We start from the raw sequence: 20,810 nt of genomic DNA on the forward strand, positions 1-20,810 counted from the left end.
GATTAATCACTGTAAAACGGTACTTGGCACTGACAGCCGAGCAAAAAATTCAGGACTCAGTAAGCTGCTGTTATCACCAGCGCCTTTGATATTAAACACCACAGATGCGCCTTGTTGCGTACTTATCTCAATCGCATCTTGTCCTGTGTGTTGCTGAAAGCGCTCTATTAATCGCATAGGCGACCACACCCCTTCAAAGGTTTGTGTCAATTTTTGGTTGTTAAGATCGGTTAATATCAGCTGTAAAGACTGCTCTGAGAAATTTTCTGGCCACACAAACTGAGTCTCCACTAAAGGCCCATGCGTGTAGCTCAATTTACGCTCTCCCACCCGGAGCAAAAACTCACTTAAGGCAGCAGACATAGCTTTTGGCGCTACGGTAATAGTAAACTTCAAATTTCCATCTTGACCATAAAGTGTTTGTTGTAGTTGACGATACGTTGACAAGAACTGGGTGACATCCGGTGCGATGGTTAGGCTTGCCTGTCGTCCAAATACAGGTAATTCAAGCACGTCACCAACCGTTACAAATTGTGCCAGTATTTGTTTATCAAAATCACTAATAGCACTATTTGGTGCAAAGAATGCAGCCAGTGCACTCAGTTTCAAATCTTCACCAGACTTATTAAATGGGTAATAAGCAGCAACATTATTGCGGTACGGGGTTACCACATCTTGCTGCCATTGTTGTTGTAAGTATTCAGAGACCTTACGCTTAACATGGGTAGTGGTCTCACGCAGCACCTGTTCAACAAGTTCAGCCATCAAAGGCTCATCATAACGACTTAACCAAAGTCCAGAAAAGTCTTTAAAGTTAGTGGGGTCGTTAAGCTGCTCAAAATATGTTTGACCAGGAAACACCGTACTATCAGCTTGAGCTTTCCAATCTTTTAATGCTTTTAATTCAGCAACAAAGACTTGATACTCTGCTGCTAATACATCTGCACTTTGTACGAGAATTGGACTACTAGAAAATGCTTGGCGGATCTTTCCTGCAATCTCGTTAAACTCCTTGGCCTGTTCTATCTCCAGCAACAACGCTTTATTTAACGTTGCATTGGCTTTGTCAGCCAACTGCTGCGCTTTTTGTACTTTAGCCGCCAGTTTTTTTGGTGCATTCGCAGCCGATACTTGCGATTGTTCTGTACTAGGCACATCAATGGACTGGACGTATACGTACGCTCGCAATGTCGTGTAAAGTTGTAATAACGGAGACTGTTCACTTTCTGTAAGTTCAGACAGCAACACCTCTAACGACAGCTCAGGTACAAGATGGATCCCTGAATAATACTGCCGCCAAAAACTGATATAGTCATTGATATAACTAAATTTAATATAATTACCAATGCGGGCAAGTTCACGCTTAGAAGGTGTTTGTTGAAACAGACCATGATTGTCTTGCACTAGTTTCTGCATAAATGCAGACTCTGGTAAAAACGACAGCTGCTGTAATGCCTTGGGAGTAAATAGTTCAGGTACGAGAAATTGGGTATTTTCGCGCGAGACTCCAAACAAGCTCACATGGTTGTTATGCTTTGCTAAAAGCGTCGGCCTAATGTCAATTAACTTAGCAAATTTAGGTAACTGCTTAACATATTCATACATAAGCTGATTGGTGTCTTGCAGTGCAAGCTGTGAATCAATCAGTGCCAGTAATTCTTCGTTGGTATCTATCTTGTTGTAACCAAGTAGGTATAGGTCATCAATTAGGCTCATCACGGTCTGAATTTGTGTATCGTCTAGCATACCACTTTGCGCTAACGACTTTGCGAGGTGCTTTTCTACTTGTGCTTTATTTTCTGCTTGCGCAAATGATAGATAGATATCCTTCACATTGATCACATTAAGGTAATCTTCTAATTCTAAGTAGACAAAGAGTTCTTGTTCCAAGTATTTACTCAATGTTGGCTCTAGTGTGGTGGCTAATTGCTGTTGGTATAAATCTCGATAATGCTCTTCTCGATCAATAGAAGCCAAAAAAGGAAATACATACCAAGGTTTGTGCGCTTTACTTTGAGAAAACGCTCTATAGCCAGATTGTAGCAAGGTGAGCGGCTCAATCAGTGAATCCAGCTCATCAAAGCTGATCGCTTCTTTGTTTAAAATATACTTATAGTCTTGATGTAACTGACTAAACTCTTGATGCAACGATTGGTTATAATCATAGGCTTGCCACCCGATCCACGCAGAGCCTGCCAATACCGCCCCTGCAGTACCAAGCATCACAAGCTGACGAAAACTATGACGCCAGATCTTCCATTTATTTACTGGTGCTAAATGCGCTAATGGCAGTACTTGGTTGGTAAACGTTTTTGTGATTTCTGCTTTGGGTTTTAAGGTGGTTTCAGCTACGACCGGCAGTAAAGACTGGTTGACCTCAATTAATGTATGAGCCGTTGCAAGATTGACACGTTGCTGCCCGCCTTCCGACTCAACAAGATGAAAACTTTCAATTTTGTACGGTAATACCTGACCATTAAAATCAGCCAGCTCATCAATAAAGTGTGACACCGCAAGCTTTAAATACTGCAGTTGCATCGGCCCTAGCAGCTGCTTACGTTTAAATTCATCATCTAACTGCAACGATACTTGTTGCAGGTTGTTGGCAAATAACTTTTTAAATAACAAGTCATAAGCTTCACTGAGCGCCTGAGATGACTGTAACCCTTGCTCAGAAAAGTAAATAGAGAGATCAGCAAGCTCAACGCGCTCATTGAGGCTTTCAGCAATACCATCAAGTTTGTTAATACCACATAAGAACAAATGCGCCGGAACAGGATAACCACTTCGTAAGTAGATAGATTCAAGGCGAGCTTTAAAGTCTGCAATAAACTCTTGTTTTGCTTTTTGCGAGCGCTGGATCACACTAAACGCATCACTCAGTAGCAATACACCATTTAGCGGTTGTTTGGCGCGAATAAAGCTTAACCACGCCAAAAAGTGCTGCTGTTCCTCAACTTTAGCTTGAACATGCCAAATCAGTGCTCCTTGAACATGGTAGACAGTAATGTTGGCCGGCATTCCATTGAGTTTAACGCGGTTAAATTGAGCAAATGAGTCGCTGGTATTACCTTCTGAAATAACCAGATACCAAGCCGTTTTATAAATATTTCCACTTAGCTTCAGCTTTTTCGCAATCCGCTGATAAAGGGTGGAATATTGCTTAAAAAAGTTTCTTCTTTGGTATCTTCCCACCACAAAGCGGTTAATACTCGGCACATAAATCACCAGTAAACTCACCAGCGCAAGCAGTGCTCCAAGCCAATACCATTGGGTCGCCAACGTTAATAAAAAAGTCATTATTACGAGCAGCATAGCCAATAACATGATGGATGCACCGATCCATAAACGAGCTAATGGGGTCTTCACTGATACTCCTTGATGTAGGGTGAAATATTACAACTTTCAGCAAAGAACTGACTCACCTCTTTCGCTTGGGTAAAACCATTGGCAATAAAGCCAACAAATTGGCTTTGTCCGACTTCTTCGATAACTAAGGGGTAGCGTGCATTGTCACATTGCTGCTTCAACTTCTGCGCCCGAGCCATATTTTTAAACGCGCCAATTTGCACTAAGTAACGAGTCGCCGCCTCTGATGTCATCATCAAATCTGACTGACTATGCTCTAGCGCAACTTGTGGTTGTGACTGCTGTAATGACGGATCACTAGGCGCTGTAGTGTCAAGTTGCTGTATTTGTCGGCCATCATAAAACCTCGCGTTTTCGATGAACATTTTTTTCGGCTGCAACTGCTGGATATGCAAAAAAGTATCTCCCGCCATTTCTTGGTATTCTTGGTTCTGCTGCGCATAGATTTCACCAAAATACTGGTTATAAATAAGCAAACCCGTGATCATCAGCGCCATGAAAGTGAACCAAAAGCTCAGTGGTGAGATCCCGGTAAACAGCCCTATGTTTCGGCCTAATTTTTGAGCTGGAGGAGCAGGTGCTTCCAGTGACAGTTTGAATGCACCAAGCTCAGTTAGTGCAAAGCTTACCTCTGCGGTGAGTTTTTTAAGTTCAGTTACCTGACCGTTGTGATACTTTCCTTTAAAGCCCAACTGCAAAATGAGATAGCAGATTTTAAGCAGTGCCAGATGTTTTTTGGGAAACTCCATCAGCTGAAACACTAGGTTAAAGAAGGTATCACCACTGTTACGGATCCCAAATAATTGGCTCACTAGGGTCTTGTTTTGCCACTGAGTAGTATCCAAATGACAACCGTAACTGACTCGCTCATCAAAAAAAGCAGCCCAAACAAAACAGAGTTTATCGAGCAATGCTGGCGATACCGTTCGCTCTCTTCCTCTTTGTTTAATACTTTTCAGCTCAGTAATAACATTGGCTCTAAAGTTTTCTAGTGCCGCAGCATCCTCTAACGACGATACCGACTCAACCATCGCAAGCAATGGTAAGCTAAGTTGTAACAGTGCCTCTTCCTGCCAACTAAACTCTGTTAGCAAGTCTTTTAACGCGGCATTTTTCTCATCTACAAGTGAAAACTGGTTCACCGTATAACTGGCGGTATTCATCATTAACTAATCAAAAATAATTTAACGTCATCGACATGAATACGGGCATCAATATGTAGTGCCAGCATCTCCTTGTTGTCTACTATTTTTACCCACAGCGGATCGTCCAAATCAATCTGAAAGTACTCGGTTGAACCTTGCTCTTTTAGCTCTGGTGGCGCATAAGGCAACGCACTGACTCGCACGCCTGGCGTCGCATTTTTTATACAGTTAATGATGCTTTTATTGCCCGCCAGCTTAAACCCTGTAGTAAATAACTCTTTAGCTAGGCTTTGCGGACTAGTTACAGCAATTACCATGCGTTTAGTCTGACTAATATCGTGTTGCTTCACCTTAACCAGCAACATTCTGCGACTATCAAACAGGGATTTATCCCAGATATACTCAATGACATTTTGCTGCTGCGTAATCGACAATTTATCTTTGATTTTTGCCAGTACGGTATGGAATTTCTCATACAAGCTATCGAATGTCAGCGGTGTCCAAGGGGTACGCATTTCAAAATCGATACTCAGTAGTGCCGCTTCAAACTGCTTAAGTTCAAAGTAAAAACGACCTAACTTATAGTGCTGTGTTCGCTGTGTAGCCTCCAGCCAAGGCAGCCAGTGGTAAATCACCGTCAATAGCTGCTGCTCTTTATACCACGCGCTGTTACTTTGCGTATCCACCACAGACTGTAAGCGTGTCAGGAGCTGATTGACCTTAGCATTAGCCAGTGTTTCTAGCTCCTTTACTCGCTCCAGAAGAATATCGGCCGCCCCGATACTCAAGCAATCAGGAATAAAGGCGCGATCTATCACCACTTCACCGTCGCTGCCCACTTCTAATACTTTCCCGACCGCCAGTTTCACAAAACCATCAAGATTTTCTTGCTCTAGCTTCAACGCCACATTTAAGCGTGCAGTTTCAATTTCAAGCTCAGCAGCTTGATTGTTGGTAAAATCAAACACACGCGCAAATTCTGTGGTATACCTTGAGTTAGACACACCATTGTCAAAGCTATTATTGCCAGCAAGATAAGCAGGTACAACAAGATAAACCATTTGGTCTATCGTCCCTGCGGGGATCTGAAATGCTATTTCATGACTGAGTTTAAAATACTGGCCGTCTGGTAATATCCCTTCACATGACATCACCGAAAATTGACCAAGCTTCAGTAACCCCTCATTGATCTTTAACTGTGCCAAACCGCAATGGGGAGCAAATTCACTAGTTGTCAACGCACTATATTGTTGCGTAACATTTTCAAGGTGTGCTTCCATTTGCTGAAAGTGCTGAGGATATAAAAACGTGCCCTCACGCCAAACAATTTTATTACTCAAAGTTATGCTCCCCAACTAAACAAACTATCCATCCAGCTTTGTTGTGGGATGACAGAGAACTTTATTGAAGTCCCTTGGAGCCCCAGCCAAATCACTGTATTTTCAGATACGTCTTCTGGCACTTCAATCACCGCTTTGGTTGTGCCTTGTTGATAATCACTAAATTCTACTAATACCGCCAAATACCTCACCCCAGGTAACAGCTTAAGGGTTTTTTGTTGTTTGGTATTGGGCATCACCGGATACAAGCGCTGCTTTTCAATTAATTGTTCCGCTAAGATCTGAGTATCAGATTGAAACAAAGAGATAAACTCGCTCTGCATAAACCTATCCGACTTAGTCAGCTGGTAGACACGCACAGCAACTGGGTTGGCGACTTCGTTTGCCCAGTTCAGCTTTTCATTGGCCTCTAACTGTAGTTGGATCGGTAACGAAAAGCGCTGTAGCGGATCAGCACTTGAGCAACCCACCATAAAAAAAACCAACAGTGAAACTAAAATTACTTTTGCATACATTCGATTAATAACGCTTTAAACTGACGCTTAAAGTGTCCTTCGTTCATTTTTCTTGTGTAATAGTGCTTATATGCAGTCCAGTGCTTGCCACTCCATCGTGAAGGTGGCCCCACCATTTCCTCTATCAACTGTGGGTCAAACTCTTTGAGAAACTCATCCATCACTTGGTCGAGCATCAACAACATTTGTTTTTGTTGCTGCCACGGGCTGCGAGAGGCCTCAAGTAGCTTATCTAGCTTTTGCTCAATAGCTGCATTATTGACGCTACTCTCTGACTCTACCGCATTGCCATGCTCTCGTTGGTACTCTATAAAAGGTGCTTGCTCCGCTTGTTCTGTTTGCGTATTTATCTGTTCCAGTTCAGTCTCTAGATCAGCAAAAATATTGCTAGCATCAAACTCAACCTCATCAATAACATCAAAAAAAGCTTCTTCTTTTGGTTCGGTGGTAAGTGGCGCAGCTGACAATTCAGGCTGCATTGAGAGTAATAAGGTGTAACCGAATACGACGATAATATCGCCATCAGAGAGCAACGATGAAGAGTGTGTGATCTGCGGACGGCCATTTAAGCGCACCCCTTCGACTTCAGTGTAAAGGCGCAGCTGCCCACTGTCGGCTTCTTGTTCGATGCGCGCGTAGATGTCATGCTGCTGCGTCTCTTGTTCTGCGTGAGGTAAGATTAAGTCACACTCGATTGAAGCGCCTAACACCACCCCTGACTTGGAAACCGTCGCCATTCTCGAGAGTAGCCGAACATCATCAGGACACTCTGTGACTTGTAACATTGCAGCATTCATTTATTACTTCCTATTATCGGCAACAAGACAATTTGAGGCGGCACTATTAAAAGCCTCAAGAAAAGTGGGGCGCGCTTTTAAAAAGGCGTTTGAGAACAAAACACCCAGTTCTATGGTGCCATACTCGCGCCGAGAAAAGTTGGTATTATGTAGCTTAAACTTGGCCAGCTCATACTCAAATTCATGCTCATCGATTAAAATCGCATCGACTTCATGACCTAATAACAACTTTAACAGCGCATGTCCGTTGCGTGGTTTCATTTGTACGTTGTAGCCTTTACGTTTGATGTCAAACCATTCATCTGAACCAAACTCAGCTGCCACTTTATATTTTTTATACAAGGGGTTGCTGTCACTGATATCCATTTCAGCACCAGAGAAATACCAGTACAAGTGTTTTTTCGCGATGGCAGTAGATAAACTCCCATAGCGCGATCTTGCTTCACTCCCCGCGACAGCAAAAATGGCGTCCAGCTTACCTGTACGCAACTTAAGCTCGGCTTCTACCCAAGTATCAAATTCTGCACGATACGGAGTTTCCATGCGGCTAAATGCGCACTGAACTTGACGGATCACCTTTCCTTTAACCAGCTCGTTTTCAACGTAGTGGTACGGATAGGCGTCATGCGTTGCCAGTTGCACCACCTCTTTGGCCACCGAGTGTGTTGTCGTTAAGGCAAGACCCAATATAAGGGTCTGTATAAGGTTGATTGTTCGCATCATTTCGTTAATTTATCGTCAGTTCAAAACCTGAGCTATCAGCCGTTCCCGAGATCACCACCGCTGTGATGGCCTCACCTTGACTAATACGTTCAATACAGCGCTCAGCTAGTTGCGGCATCAAATTGCGATTGATGATCTGCTCGATAGCACGGCCACCAATCGTTGGCTCATTGCCTTTTGCTACCACATATTCCACAAACGCCTGATCATAACTAAGCGTCGCACCATATGTTTCCGATAGCTTTTGTGCCACACGTTTTAATGAAATTTCAGTAATTTCAGCCAGCTCATCGGTATTTAACGGATAATAGGGAATAATATTACAACGACCTAAAAAGGCCGGTTTAAAGAAGCTTTGTAACGCAGGTCGCACATTCTCAACAAGCTCCACTAAATCTGGACGTGAATCACTGACATTACAAAAGTCGACAATAGCGCTATCTGCGGCATTGGAAGTCATGATGATCAAGGTGTTTTTAAAATCTATATTGCGACCTTCACTGTCTTGAATGCAGCCTTTATCAAATATTTGATAAAAAATATCATGGACACTCGGGTGGGCTTTTTCCATTTCATCAAGCAGTAGCACACAATAAGGGTTGCGGCGAATAGCTTCCGTTAATACACCACCTTTACCATAACCAACATAACCCGCTGGAGAGCCAAGCAACATAGACACTTTATGTGCCTCTTTAAACTCGGTCATATTGATGACCGTCATATCCTGCTCACCGCCAAAAAGTTGATCTGCCAACGCCAATGCGGTTTCTGATTTACCGACCCCACTTGGGCCACACATTAAAAACACCCCAACTGGTTTACGCTTATCCGTCAGTCCCGCACGCGATACCCGAATGCTCTTAGACAGCTCATGCAGTGCATGTTTTTGACCAATAATTCGCTGATGTAATGCCGTTTCTAATGTCAGCAACTTAGCCACTTCGTCTTTAACCAAATTACCAATTGGGATCCCCGTCCACGCGCCAATGACTTGTGCAATGATGTGCTCATCAACAATTGCATGTACCATTGGCTGCTCACCTTGTAACGCTTTTAATGCTGCCAATTGCGCCGTAAAGTCGCCTTGCTCTTCACCAGCTTGGATCTTTGCCAATGTTGAAACTAATTCTTTTTCCTTCTCCCATTGCGCCTTCAATGACACTAATTGGGTTTCAAGTTGCGATTTTTGTTCTTCTTTTTCAGCTATTGCTGTTGCCTGATTAGCCAGCATCTCATGTTCTTTAGCCAAAGATACTAGTGCTTTTTCTAAATAGCGGATCCCTTGCTCTGCAGCTTCGATACTGGCAGGTTTAGCGCTTTGTGTTAATGCAATCCGTGCACATGAAGTATCTAGCACACTAATAGCTTTATCTGGCAACTTACGACTTGGTAAGTATCGGATAGATAAGCCCACTGCCGCTTGCAGCGCCGCTTCCGTGATGAATACTTGATGATGGCTTTTTAACGATTCAGCTACGCCACGGAGCATCTGAAGCGCATCCTCAGCATTGGGCTCTTCAACCTTGACTACCTGAAAGCGACGAGTCAACGCAGGGTCTTTTTCAAAATACTTTTTATACTCTTCCCAGGTCGTCGCGGCGATAGTGCGAAATTCACCACGTGCTAATGCCGGTTTTAGTAAATTAGCAGCATCATTTTGCCCTTCGGCACCGCCTGCGCCAATTAAGGTATGTGCTTCATCAATAAAAACAATGATGGGAACTTCAGAGTTTTTCACTTCATTGATCACATCTTTTAAGCGATTTTCAAATTCACCTTTTACACTCGCACCGGCTTGCAATAAGCCAAGGTCTAGTGAATGAATTTGCACACCAGACAATACTGGAGGTACTTCATTGGCCGCTATTTTTTGCGCAAGTCCCTCGACCACCGCTGTTTTCCCAACCCCAGGTTCACCAACAAAAATAGGGTTGTTTTGACGCTTTCGGCACAAAATATCTATCGCTTGCCTGACTTCATCCGCGCGACCAGATACCACATCAAGTTCATTATCTGCGGCTGCTTGGGTAAGGTTTACGGTATATTTATCTAATGCACCAGTAACGACATTATGTGCTGCGGTATTTGCAGCGCCCTTCGCCGATGTTTTCGGTGCAACAGACAAAGATTGAATATGTGCTTTTAAACTCTCCACCGAGACATTTTTGAGTGCTGCATATTCTTTTTGTTTAAATGACAATGGATCTGGCTGCAATATCTCCAATAATAAATGGAGTCCAGCAACAGCACTGTGGGAAAACTCGACAGAGGCAAGTAACCAAGCTGATTTAACTAACTCAATTAGCTCAGGACTAATGGTTGGCTGTCCAGAGTGGCTTGGCGACAGTTGGCTTAATTTGGCTTCGAGTTCTTGTACGAACTGCGCAATATTAACCTGTTGTGACTCAAGAAACTGTTGTAGTTTAGGGTCTCTGCCCTTCAATAATGAAAGTAACCAATGCTCGACCTCAATAGCACCAGCTTGACTATTCATCGCATCTGCTGCTGCATATTCCAACGCATTTTTTAAGTTACTATCTAAATAAGAAATTAGTTTTGAAATAGATACTTGAGACATGATTTATCCCTAACTCTACAGAGCCCTTACTGTTCGTTTCTGGTTGCCATTGCGTCGTGTTACATTCGCGTTCACACCTAACACAATGCCCTTTTGATGATGAGTGAGTACCAAATCAGATGGCACGGTTCCAATATATTGTGCTTCCACTTCAACCACGACTTCGTGGCTCACATAGTGGCTGCATAACGACTTGATCGCGCTTAATAGCTCAACTTGCTGCGCTTCTTGCTGCTCTAATTTCGAAAAAATAGCAGCATCTTCGTACATAACAGTGACCGTTAATGTTCTGCCAAGCTGAGCAAACTGTGCACCGAGTACCGCGCCTCGACCAAGCTGACAGGAGCCTAATTGGCTTCTTGCATGTGAAGGTATACTTTTGACCTCAATGTCACTCATCGTTAAGTGAATTGCATGAGGAAAATAATGCCTTAGCAAGCGCTGTAAGTTACTCAAAGAATAATGCTCTGCCCGAGTGATAAGTGTTGCAGGAAGCATGGATAACTCGCCGTAGTGCTCTGTAAGCGAGCTAAAATAGCTTTGCAAGAGCTGGCGCTGTTGTTGTGCTGTGGTTGTTGTTTCTGTACGAAAAATCAAAGAAGAAAATGATTTTATCTGTAAAGATTGATGCACCAAGGTATTATCAAAAATAGCAAGAAATCGTAGATAAGCTCGGTTATTTCGCAGATACGCTTCTTTGAGCCAATCTAAAATAAAATGTGCCAACCCGCCACGCTCACCAAATAAAGTGGCTTCGTTACTGTCTACCACAAAGTGCTTATCAGCCAGCTCTTGATAGTCTATTTTTCTTTTGCCATAGGTGTCTGAAAACAAGTGCTGCTTGAAGCTGATTTTTTTCGCCCCAGCCACCCGCAATAATCGAGTAAAGTGAAGTACCGAAGAAACTTTAGCAAATAGGCGTCGCGTCAACTGCATACTCGCGCTCCTAGTTGCGCATCAAAGCGCTTTGCAGGCCAGTTGTAACTGGTATATTTCACGGTTAATTGACTACAGCGATCAAATGGAGTTTGTGCTGCTAAAAAGTCATTAATAAGCTCAGCGAAAAGTGAAAAGTCAGCATTGAGCTCTGAGTTATCTAACGTCAGTGTAAGCGCCATGCCAGGTACAAATATCATTCTTCCTTCAACAAGAAATGGTGCATTGATCTTTTCAGCACACACGTCATAAATTGAATTTAGTTCCTGATGAGTGGCATTAGCATTGACAAACAATTTTAAAAAGCCAATTAATGACGTTTTGGCGTCTTCTACTTGTAATAGCTGAGAGAGATTAAAAGACATGAGCTTGAGCAAGCGCCAGTAATTTTTTTCATCTGTTGCGACATTACTCGGCTGGATAGTGACACCGCCAACGTTAAACTCTCCTGCCAACGCTTCTTCAGTATTCACCACGATTTGGTTACCTACATGGACTTTGTTGGCAAGCTGCGCATCATAACAGGTGATCTGTGCAAATGCGGTAAACCCATTAGGGTAAGTCGCTGTCGCCTTGTTTATAGGTAAAACAAGGTGCTTAACCTCATCCAAAGAAGCTGTTTTATTAGCCTCGTCAATATGCCCTAGTTTCACACTCTGAGACCAATATAACTGCGACTCAAAATCGACGGTCTGCGTACCTACCACAGGCGGGATCTCTTGCTGCCCCTGGGAGGTCACAACATACACTTTATCGATGGAATAAATTTGCACATGATGCTGACTGGCATCTGCTATCACGGGATATGACAGCTCTTGATAGTTCACTCTTACCGGCTCAGATGATTGATGAAATAAATTACTAAATAGTGTTTTGTTTATCTTCACTGAGAGATTTCTTTCTTCCAGCAACACAGCTCCTAGCTCATTTAGGTAAAAGTCGATAAACACACTTTTACCATGACCGACATTAAGCTTATGCGGGTTTTTCAAAATAAAGAACTGGCGCTTTGCAGGGACAGAAAAGTACTCTTTAAGCTTAAAATAGGCGGGAATTTCGTTACTATCAATCGGTGAGATAAGGAAATCGTCGTCAGCCAGTAATGGATGAAAATTACCTTTACCCACATCATATGCAAAGTCGTCATCGGCCACACAAATGGCCACATTGGTGACGGCTTGGTTAATAATATCGGCAACATTACGGCCAATAGACTCGTTACTAAAGTGCAACTGGATTGGTTGTGCCAGTGCCTGCTGCATATCCACATCACTGCTCAATGGCGATAATTCGACACGCAAGCAATATGGTGAAAGTTTACTATCGAGGTTGGCAGGCACAGCGTGTTGAAATGGGGTTTGCTCTAACTTAAAGCGCGATACCGACATAGGTGAGAAAGTCACAGGCAAGGAGTTACACAACTTAACCGTGGTGTTATCGTCACCTTTATTAATGACATCCAACTCAACTTCTACTTGTTTATCTAAAAACACCGGTTTGTTAAAGTCGTCGGCATTAGGCTGAAAATGCGCTTGCACCACCATAGGTAACGTTTTAAACAAATTAGGCGAGACAATATCCGCAAACTCTTCTACATGACGTGTTCGTAGGGCATCAATCTCCATCGCATTTTTTGCCGCAACCCATGCAAAACTGTCAATTAACCGTGTGACATTAGGATCTTCTTGGCCTTTGTCATTGAGGTTAATATGCTCAGCTTCTCTTCGAAAATGTTTTCGAAAGCCTTCTAAGCCATAGCGAATGCTCGCTAACTCATCTTCGAAGTGCTTTAACATACGACTAATCATATTGACTCTCGTTTTCAATCAATACAGTAAGACGCGTCAAATCAATATCAGTGTCAAACTGCAATAATTCTTCTTTGCCTTTAATCGAAAGTACCGCTGAGATCTCAAAACGCATCGTATTAGCAATATGTTTTTCTTCGTCTTGCGCAAGATACATAACTTCTATGCTGTGAAGTCTGGGCTCAAATTGACTTATTTTGTTTTTTATCCGCATGGCGATTTGCTCACCACTATTGAGTCGGCTAAATAGCGCAATGTCTTCAAGACCAAAGCAAATACTCGATTGATTGACCAGTTCTCGGTCACGTTCCTGTAAAAATGCGGCCTCTGTTTTTAAGATCAGACCGATATTATGATGGATCGACTGCACCACCTCGGTAGCATGATCCGCAGAAACATCTTCTCTATCCATATAAAATGCACTGAAAAAGCTCATCGCTCTACCGCCGTGGATAAACTTACCGTACTGGCGACCCGGTCAAATTGATACTGTGGCACTAAATCAACATGACAACTGTAACGCTTAAATTCACCGGACTCTTCCACGACACTGACTTTAGCCGACTTTAGAGGCATCTTCGCGAGTGTCATTTCATCCGACACAATTGAATTTGAGCAGTACTGCTCTAACCAATGTGTCAGGTTGTTTTCACAATCATGTGCTTCCATTGAAGAGCCAACCATTTCCCTAAGTTGCACCTTAAGATAATGGGCAATGCGACTGATCATCAGTGTAGTTTGTAGCAAATAGCGATTTTCTGTCTCACTTTCTGTTTTGATAGAGCAATTGGACTGAAAAAAGTATCTTTCATTTAATGGGTTATGGAATATGGGGATCAAACCAAGCTGAGAAATAAACGCCGCATTACTGGCTGAAAGCCGCGTTTTAAATACCACGGGCAGCTCCTCCTTTTTGGCGCCATAATAATGAATGGCGCTGCCCCCTGAGCCATCTAATTTGCGTGATTTTAAGAATCCAAACCACCTAACCCGATTAAACTCAATAATGACATTCTTTAAAAATGTCGTCGCTGTATTTCCCCAACGAAAATTGTCTTGGGCATCTTCATTAAACACAAAACCCGCGGGGTGATAACGGTAAATGCGTCGATAACCGACCTTGTTAAATACCAAGCCAATAAAATGGCTGTTGTCTTTAGCTCTTAGACGATGCCAACTCTCAAATTCATGGGCGGCCAGCACCCGCTTTACCTTCGCGGTATCGCATAAAAAAGACTCTCCTGTCGCCCCGAGGAACGCTTCATCAGCATCCAAGACGATAGGACAGAGGCTTTTCTCGCCAAGTTCTGCAAGTAGCTCAAGGGTATAAATATCATCAAACTCATTAGCATAATCGATATCTAAGCTAATATTATGGTCAATAACGATAAGACCATAAGGCTCTCCACCAAGTGTATTAAACTCACGGTTGGCTATTAGGTTATATAGCTTTGCCTGTTTTACCGACGGCGAAATATTGAGATCTTGAGATATTTCAGCCCAAGAGATATTCAACAGCTTTACTCTTACCGTCTTGTAATTAACTGGTAGGTTAACTAGCTCATGCAGTGATCGCCAACGCGCCTCTAATGCCACAAACTGGTGATGAGACATAACCAGTGACAGCTGTTCACTGATCAAATTGTCTATCTCAGCAATTAATAGCTTTACTTGTGCAATCTGGTTTGAGTGATGTACTGTCGTAGACATGGGGAATCGCGTTCCAGCGCTCAATTAGTTAATACAAAGAAGTGGAGTGAGCATACCCACAGGTATTATCTCACTGCCACTTAATGCTTTTAACGCTCAGGTGAGGCGATAAAAACGTTTTTATCATTAGCCAGGTAGGCTTGCTACCATACGCACAGAGGTCGTTAGCTCTTCCATTTGTAACCAAGGACGCAAATGCGCAACGGCTGAATACGCCCCAGGGCGACCTGGTTGTTCGATCACTGAGATTTGTGCTTCAGCAAGTGGGGTTTTAGCGCGCTCTTCATTACCCATAGCACCTGAGTTTGTGTACATCGCAATCCACTCACTCATTTGCTTTTGAATATCTGCCGCTTCCATATTCGAACCAATATTGTCACGCCCCATTACCTTGAGGTAATGAGCGATCCGGCTACTCGCCATGATATATGGCAAACGTGCAGAAATAGCTGCATTAGCGGTCGCATCAGGATCCGTATACTCTTTTGGTTTTTGCGTAGTCTGCCCACCTAAGAACACGGCATAATCTGTATTCTTATAATGTACTAGCGGCAAAAAGCCCAAGTCGCTCAGCTCTTTCTCACGCTCATCGGTTAAGTTCACTTCAGTTGGACATTGCTGTGTAATATCACCAGAATCCGTGAGGTACGTAAGATTTGGTAAAGCCTCTACTTTACCGCCGTTTTCCATACCACGAATTGCAGTACACCAACCATAAGCTTCAAATGCTTGGTTCATTTTAAGCGCCATTTCGTAGGCCGCATTTGACCAAACAACTTCATCATTACTTGTCGGCTTTGGATTGCCAGCGTTGTCAGTTGCAAGCTCTTCAAACTCAAACGATTTGATTTTTTTACCTTTACCACCGTACGGTAAACGCGCCATGGTGCGAGGCATAGTCAGCGCTACATAACGGGCATCATCGCTTTCTCTGAATGAGTTCCACGAAGCATAACTAGGCGAATCAAAAGCAGGTGCTATTGGTTTACCTTCACTGAAGGTAGAAAAGCCACTTAGTTCGAACATTTCTGGCGCCGCCGCTGCGATAAATGGCGCATGGCTTGCCGCTGCCACTTCTCCCATATAACGCAATAGCGCAACATCTTCATCATTTTGTGAAAACGCGTAGTCACCCAGGATCAGGCCGTACGGCTCCCCTCCAGCTGTGCCATACTCATGTTGATATAGCGTATTGAACAACGGGCTGCGGTCTACTGCTGGCGCATCTTCAAATTGCTCAAGCAGCTCATCTTTTGTGATGTTGAGTAATTTCACTTTTTGAGATGTACCCAGTGCACTGTTGCGGATCAGTTTTTGTAAACCTAACCACGAACCTTCAAGCTCTTGAAAACTGTCTTGCTGCATAATCGCAGAAAGCTGCTGAGACATTTTTTTATCAATCTCAGCCACCGCATTTGCAATAGTGTCAGTGAGGTTTTTATCCCATGTTACCGTGCCAGACATTGCTTCTTTGGTTAAAGAAGTCAGTAGCTCTTTGGTTCTATCAGGTGCCGTTTGACTCGTCGCACTGATAGCACGGTCTAAAAACGAACCGCTATCGCCTGCTGCTGCGCCGCCATCTTGCTGTAATTCTTCAGACATTACTCTTCTCCTTTCACGCCAAGCTCGCTAGACAGCGCGCTCAATGAGTCCGCGCTTTGTAAAATGTCTTTAAGGAGCTTTTCAAAATCGCGAGAGCGATCCGCTTTACTTAGCAGCTCATTCAGCTGATTACGGGTTTCCAGTAGCTTTTTCAGTGGTTCGATACGTTGAACCAAAGCGTCAGGCTCAAAGTCTTTCATAGATTCAAAATCTAGATTAACTTCAAACTGGCTGTCATCAGCTTCGATGACATTATCTACTTTCAATGAAAGTGAAGGTTGAATACGGCCCAGTACATCATCAAAGTTATCTTGATCGACTTGAATAAACTCGCGATCTTCAACTTCTTTTGGGTCCTCTCTGTCACCAGAAAAATTACCGAGTACCGCTGATACAAACGGCAGCTCTTTTTTCTCAGTAGCGCCGTTAGTTTCAACATCATACGTAATACTTACGCGGTTTTTACTAACACGCTTATGTTGCGAATTAAGTGCCATAATGATTTACCTTACTTAAGATCAGCCGCAGAAGTAAGCTGGTTAGTGGTTGCATCGTATTTAACAGATGCAGCTTTCTCAAGCTTACCGCCTTCGTCTTCAACGAAGAAGATTTGCTCAATTTTGGTGTAAGTAAGCGAGAATGACTCAGACGGTTGACCGCCATCGCTACCTGAAATACTAAAGTTTGCCATACGTGCTTCTTCAAGAGAGATAACATAGTAAGGCACAATCCCTTTACCATCACGAGACGGCTTAGTCATCACTAGCTCAACGGTTTTACCGTCTGCACCTGGCTGGAATAAGTAAGTTAGTAGGTACGGTGTTGCACCATCATACGTTTTAGAAATGCTGATTTCACCCAGCGCCACCATACCGTTATCTTGGTTGTTTGCATTGCCAATATCTACAGAAACGCCACGCATAGCGCCCCAAGATAGGCTATCTACTGCGAACCAACCTTTTTTGCTGTTTAAATCGGCAACTGTAGCAGCCCCTTTGATGCTGTCATTGCCGTCGATTCTCATGAAAATTGACGCCATTTGTATTCTCCATAGCTATGTTATTTTTCCCTACTTAGTGTAGGCACAAATTTAAATCTTTCATTTCCCTGAACCATAAGTTCAGGGCTCTTCGTTACCAAAGCGGCCCTGATGTCGCGCTGCTATCTGTTGCAGGCTTTACTTCAGGCTCTGGTTCAACGTTTGCTTGCACGGGTTGCACCGGTTCTGGCACAACGGGTTCAACAACCGCAGGAGTCGGATTAGATACTGCTACACTCTCTTCCGACAATAATTCACCTAAGTCATTGTCTACGCCCGTCAGCTTGCTGATTTCTGCAAGTGCTGGTGAGTCTTTGGCAATTAACTCTCCCATTAAGTCGGAGAACGACATATTTCCCCACCGAATTGCTCTTGCAAGCAAGTAAGGAATAGGACTGTGTGGCTCGGTCTTTTTGAAAAAAACCGCAATTCTATTTAATTCTTCCAGCGCATGTTCACGTGTATACACAGCTTTTGCGACAACTGGCTGCGTGGCAACTACAGCGGCTTGCGGTGCTTGATAGGTGGCCTGTGGCGCGCTCTTGGCGGTTTCATTTGGCGTAGCGACAACAGGCTCTGCTGACTGTACTTCCTCAGTGATTGCTGACTCTTGCTGCTCAACATCAGGAAAAAAGTACTGATACATCAACTTTATTTGCTTGATCGTATCGCGTATAAAGCGAAAGCCAAGCAACGCCAAGCCATGTTTGTTACGATAACCATTGATGAATAAATCAACGTCTTTAAGCTTGCTTTCAATCTCGCTCAACAGGTTAAAGCGCTCACTCAACTCGCCTTTTCGCGACTGCAGCGTGGCTGCAAATTCCGCTTTTTTCGCCTCAAGACTGCCATCTTTTTGCGCCAGCAAGTAGTCACCAAAGGTGTATTCATCTAACAACGGATAGTGCATCAATGGTACGTTCAACAAGCCAGAATTTGGACTGTCGCCAGTTAACTGCTCAAGTGGTTTGGTTTGGTTATCACAATGCTTTTGTGCAGCCTCTGTGGCATCTAGCTTGGCGACTTTCTTTTCAGGAAGCCTCGGATGAATAGATTCTCCAAGTTGCTTAAGTGCAAACAAAAAATCGCCTAACCCTTTATTAAATAAAGATAAGTCATCTTTTTTGTACGCCAATGAAGCAAGCCACCATACAAACACTTCGATGTCACGAGAATCATTTTTAAGCGTTTCACCTGCACTTTGCTGCAACTGATACCAATCATCAGCGTTTTGGCGCTGAAGCACTTGATCTTGAGCCGAGGCAGGCGTTTCTAACAACTTACGCAGGCTGGACTGTGCGACGTTGAGTAAATTACGTAGTTCCCGAAACTTAGTCCGCTCTTCTTTAAGAAATACACCGGCATCAAGCTCAGTACTCGGAGAAAAAAGTAACATAGGCGGCTAATTTCAACCCTATACGCGTTATTATTTATTCTTCATTCCATTGTGGAGCAGAATGATCCAAAGTCAAGATATTAATACCTTGTTAAATTATAGAGTTAGATCACAAAACCGTTAATACATAGAGAAAAAACCATTGTTTTTCGCTATAAATACAAGCATGAACCGCCCTAAATGACGAGAAAATATCAAGCAACTATGGACAAAAAATGAATTTATTCAGACTTTTTGCTGTTTTTCAAAAAAACCTAAAAAACACTTTAATTATAGTTTTTTAACTTTGATTCAACTTTTACATTCCACTATAGTTGCGCCAATTGGCGTCATACAAAGAGGTTTAAATGAAAGACAATTTCATCAGGGATGGCATTAGAGGCAACTTAGTTGTTAAAGACTTTGTGCCTGCCACAAAAATCGGTAAGTTTGATCTCAAAGTGGAACCACACAAAAAGAAAATCACCGTGATTGTCAAAATCTTTTATCGATTTATCGACAACACCGAAGATCAACTCTCTTGGTCCATGAATGAAAAGAATGAATTTAAACGCAATGCCCGGCGCGTCATTTTAGAGAAATGGGCAAACAATTATAAGATCCGCTGCACTAAACAAAACTGGGAAGAGTTTGTGATGGACATTAACTTTGTCATTGCAGAAGTGAACAACCCAGCGTACTGCCGGTATATTGTCGAGGTGAAAAAGCTTGCACGGTATAAATCTAGTGGTGGTATTAATCATGGTATGGTTCCGCATGTTTGCGGCGTAAACAATTTCGCCAATGAAATTGACACCACCAAAAACCAAGAGCGGATTTTCAACTACAAAGAGGGGTTACTGCGCTCAGGATTGAGAAGCTTGCTGCCTGCCGGTGATGGTGACTATATTACTTTTTCATCGGATCAACACATTCTAACCAGTGGTATGAAAAGCTATTTAGACCGTTTTTTAACGGTTGTAAGAGCACGTAGAACCCCAGATGTACTTGGTATTAAAGCGTACATTATTGGCCTGAAAGGCAAAAATGACAGCACCTTTACATACAATTTAGAATCACGCCGAGCAAATTCAGTTGCCAACTATATTAACCAGCGCATTGTCGGCGACAACTTCGCTATTGTGGCCAACACGTCTCAGCAGTGGGCAAAAGACGCAGTGACCTTTTTAAAAACTCGCGATCGTAACCACACGGTGCCTGGTCAAGATGGTGGCGTACTTATTGTTATTCGCACTCCGCATAACGTCGATCGCACCGTACCACATAAATACATTGTGATGACGCATGAATTTGGGCATATGCTTGGGCTGCCTGACGAGTATTTTGGTGTGCATAGCAACTCCACAATGGCGAAGTTAAGGCTAGATAATGTTTGGCCAAGCACCATACGCTCACAAAGGGTATCGACAGGGAACAAACGCCTTAGAGAGATGCAAGACGGCTTTACGCAAATGGCCACGCAGGCCAATGTGTCTTTGCCTAACCTGATTTCTAAAACCACCATAGTCAAACGGCCAGAGGCTGAACAAACTTATCAAGAAATACAAGATAAAAATGACCAAATCACTCGACGCAAGCAACAGTTAAAAGATACCTTTGGTCAAAATAGTTGGGCCTACAAAAAGTATAAAGACTCGCATCCTAGACTTTATGCGCCCCCGAGCACAGAAGCAATTTCCAACAGCATCATGCACAGTGGCAGCGATATTCAAAAGGTGCATTTTGTGACAATTTGGTCGGCGTTGTGCAAAGCAACTGAAACACATCTAGATGTCACTGAATGGGAGATTGTCCCCGCTGAATAAAGACTATCACTCCTGACGTGTGAGTAAGAAAGGGGTAAGCAACGACA

16 protein-coding genes are annotated in these 20,810 nt (G+C 43.2%); 1 reads left to right on the forward strand and 15 read right to left on the reverse strand.

Going from position 1 to position 20,810, the window contains the following annotated elements; translation table 11 throughout:
- Positions 1-6: 6 nt before the first annotated feature.
- The 15 genes from J8Z24_RS16215 to J8Z24_RS16285 all read right to left on the reverse strand — a co-directional run bounded on the left by J8Z24_RS16215 (position 7) and on the right by J8Z24_RS16285 (position 18,958).
- Positions 7-3,369: an ImcF-related family protein gene (locus tag J8Z24_RS16215; RefSeq protein ID WP_252095001.1), complete on the reverse strand. Its 3,363-nt coding sequence runs from the start codon at positions 3,367-3,369 to the stop codon at positions 7-9.
- A complete protein-coding gene (locus tag J8Z24_RS16220) occupies positions 3,366-4,535 on the reverse strand; it encodes a DotU family type IV/VI secretion system protein (RefSeq protein ID WP_252095002.1) in 1,170 nt (389 codons plus the stop codon). Before J8Z24_RS16220 ends, J8Z24_RS16215 begins: the two co-directional genes overlap by 4 nt.
- Positions 4,535-5,854 carry a type VI secretion system baseplate subunit TssK gene (tssK, locus tag J8Z24_RS16225; RefSeq protein ID WP_252095003.1) on the reverse strand — a complete coding sequence of 440 codons (1,320 nt, stop codon included), beginning with the start codon at positions 5,852-5,854 and terminating at the stop codon, positions 4,535-4,537. The genes J8Z24_RS16220 and tssK overlap by 1 nt, the downstream gene beginning before the upstream one ends.
- 2 nt (positions 5,855-5,856) lie before the next feature.
- The gene (gene tssJ / locus J8Z24_RS16230; protein ID WP_125250760.1) at positions 5,857-6,369 is read right to left on the reverse strand and encodes a type VI secretion system lipoprotein TssJ; all 513 of its coding nucleotides are present in this window, start codon (positions 6,367-6,369) and stop codon (positions 5,857-5,859) included.
- Positions 6,354-7,166, reverse strand: a complete 813-nt coding sequence (locus J8Z24_RS16235) for an FHA domain-containing protein (RefSeq protein ID WP_147388960.1) — start codon at positions 7,164-7,166, stop codon at positions 6,354-6,356. The genes tssJ and J8Z24_RS16235 overlap by 16 nt, the downstream gene beginning before the upstream one ends.
- Before the next feature lie 3 nt (positions 7,167-7,169).
- A complete protein-coding gene (locus J8Z24_RS16240; protein ID WP_125250762.1) occupies positions 7,170-7,889 on the reverse strand; it encodes a transporter substrate-binding domain-containing protein in 720 nt (239 codons plus the stop codon).
- A gap of 4 nt (positions 7,890-7,893) precedes the next feature.
- Positions 7,894-10,467: a type VI secretion system ATPase TssH gene (tssH, locus tag J8Z24_RS16245; RefSeq protein ID WP_252095005.1), complete on the reverse strand. Its 2,574-nt coding sequence runs from the start codon at positions 10,465-10,467 to the stop codon at positions 7,894-7,896.
- 15 nt (positions 10,468-10,482) lie between these two features.
- Positions 10,483-11,403: a type VI secretion system baseplate subunit TssG gene (locus tag J8Z24_RS16250; protein WP_176033388.1), complete on the reverse strand. Its 921-nt coding sequence runs from the start codon at positions 11,401-11,403 to the stop codon at positions 10,483-10,485.
- Positions 11,394-13,211 (reverse strand): type VI secretion system baseplate subunit TssF, encoded by a 1,818-nt coding sequence (locus J8Z24_RS16255; protein ID WP_252095006.1) that lies wholly within the window; start codon positions 13,209-13,211, stop codon positions 11,394-11,396. The genes J8Z24_RS16250 and J8Z24_RS16255 overlap by 10 nt, the downstream gene beginning before the upstream one ends.
- On the reverse strand, positions 13,204-13,647 hold the full coding sequence (tssE, locus tag J8Z24_RS16260; RefSeq protein ID WP_125250766.1) for a type VI secretion system baseplate subunit TssE: 444 nt from the start codon (positions 13,645-13,647) through the stop codon (positions 13,204-13,206). The genes J8Z24_RS16255 and tssE overlap by 8 nt, the downstream gene beginning before the upstream one ends.
- Positions 13,644-14,921 (reverse strand): type VI secretion system contractile sheath domain-containing protein, encoded by a 1,278-nt coding sequence (locus J8Z24_RS16265; RefSeq protein WP_125250767.1) that lies wholly within the window; start codon positions 14,919-14,921, stop codon positions 13,644-13,646. Before J8Z24_RS16265 ends, tssE begins: the two co-directional genes overlap by 4 nt.
- A gap of 126 nt (positions 14,922-15,047) precedes the next feature.
- Positions 15,048-16,523 (reverse strand): type VI secretion system contractile sheath large subunit, encoded by a 1,476-nt coding sequence (gene tssC, locus J8Z24_RS16270; protein ID WP_252095007.1) that lies wholly within the window; start codon positions 16,521-16,523, stop codon positions 15,048-15,050.
- Positions 16,523-17,020, reverse strand: coding sequence for a type VI secretion system contractile sheath small subunit (tssB, locus tag J8Z24_RS16275; protein ID WP_125250769.1), 498 nt, complete (start codon positions 17,018-17,020; stop codon positions 16,523-16,525). The genes tssC and tssB overlap by 1 nt, the downstream gene beginning before the upstream one ends.
- A gap of 11 nt (positions 17,021-17,031) precedes the next feature.
- Positions 17,032-17,562 (reverse strand): Hcp family type VI secretion system effector, encoded by a 531-nt coding sequence (locus tag J8Z24_RS16280; RefSeq protein WP_125250770.1) that lies wholly within the window; start codon positions 17,560-17,562, stop codon positions 17,032-17,034.
- A gap of 94 nt (positions 17,563-17,656) precedes the next feature.
- Positions 17,657-18,958 carry a type VI secretion system protein TssA gene (locus J8Z24_RS16285; RefSeq protein WP_252095008.1) on the reverse strand — a complete coding sequence of 434 codons (1,302 nt, stop codon included), beginning with the start codon at positions 18,956-18,958 and terminating at the stop codon, positions 17,657-17,659.
- Between the two features lie 347 nt (positions 18,959-19,305).
- Between J8Z24_RS16285 and J8Z24_RS16290 the strand changes: the two genes are divergently transcribed.
- Positions 19,306-20,763 (forward strand): hypothetical protein, encoded by a 1,458-nt coding sequence (locus tag J8Z24_RS16290; protein ID WP_252095009.1) that lies wholly within the window; start codon positions 19,306-19,308, stop codon positions 20,761-20,763.
- The last annotated feature ends 47 nt before the right edge of the window (positions 20,764-20,810 follow it).

Source organism: Pseudoalteromonas sp. SCSIO 43201, from assembly GCF_023716725.1.
Lineage (GTDB): Bacteria > Pseudomonadota > Gammaproteobacteria > Enterobacterales > Alteromonadaceae > Pseudoalteromonas > Pseudoalteromonas peptidolytica.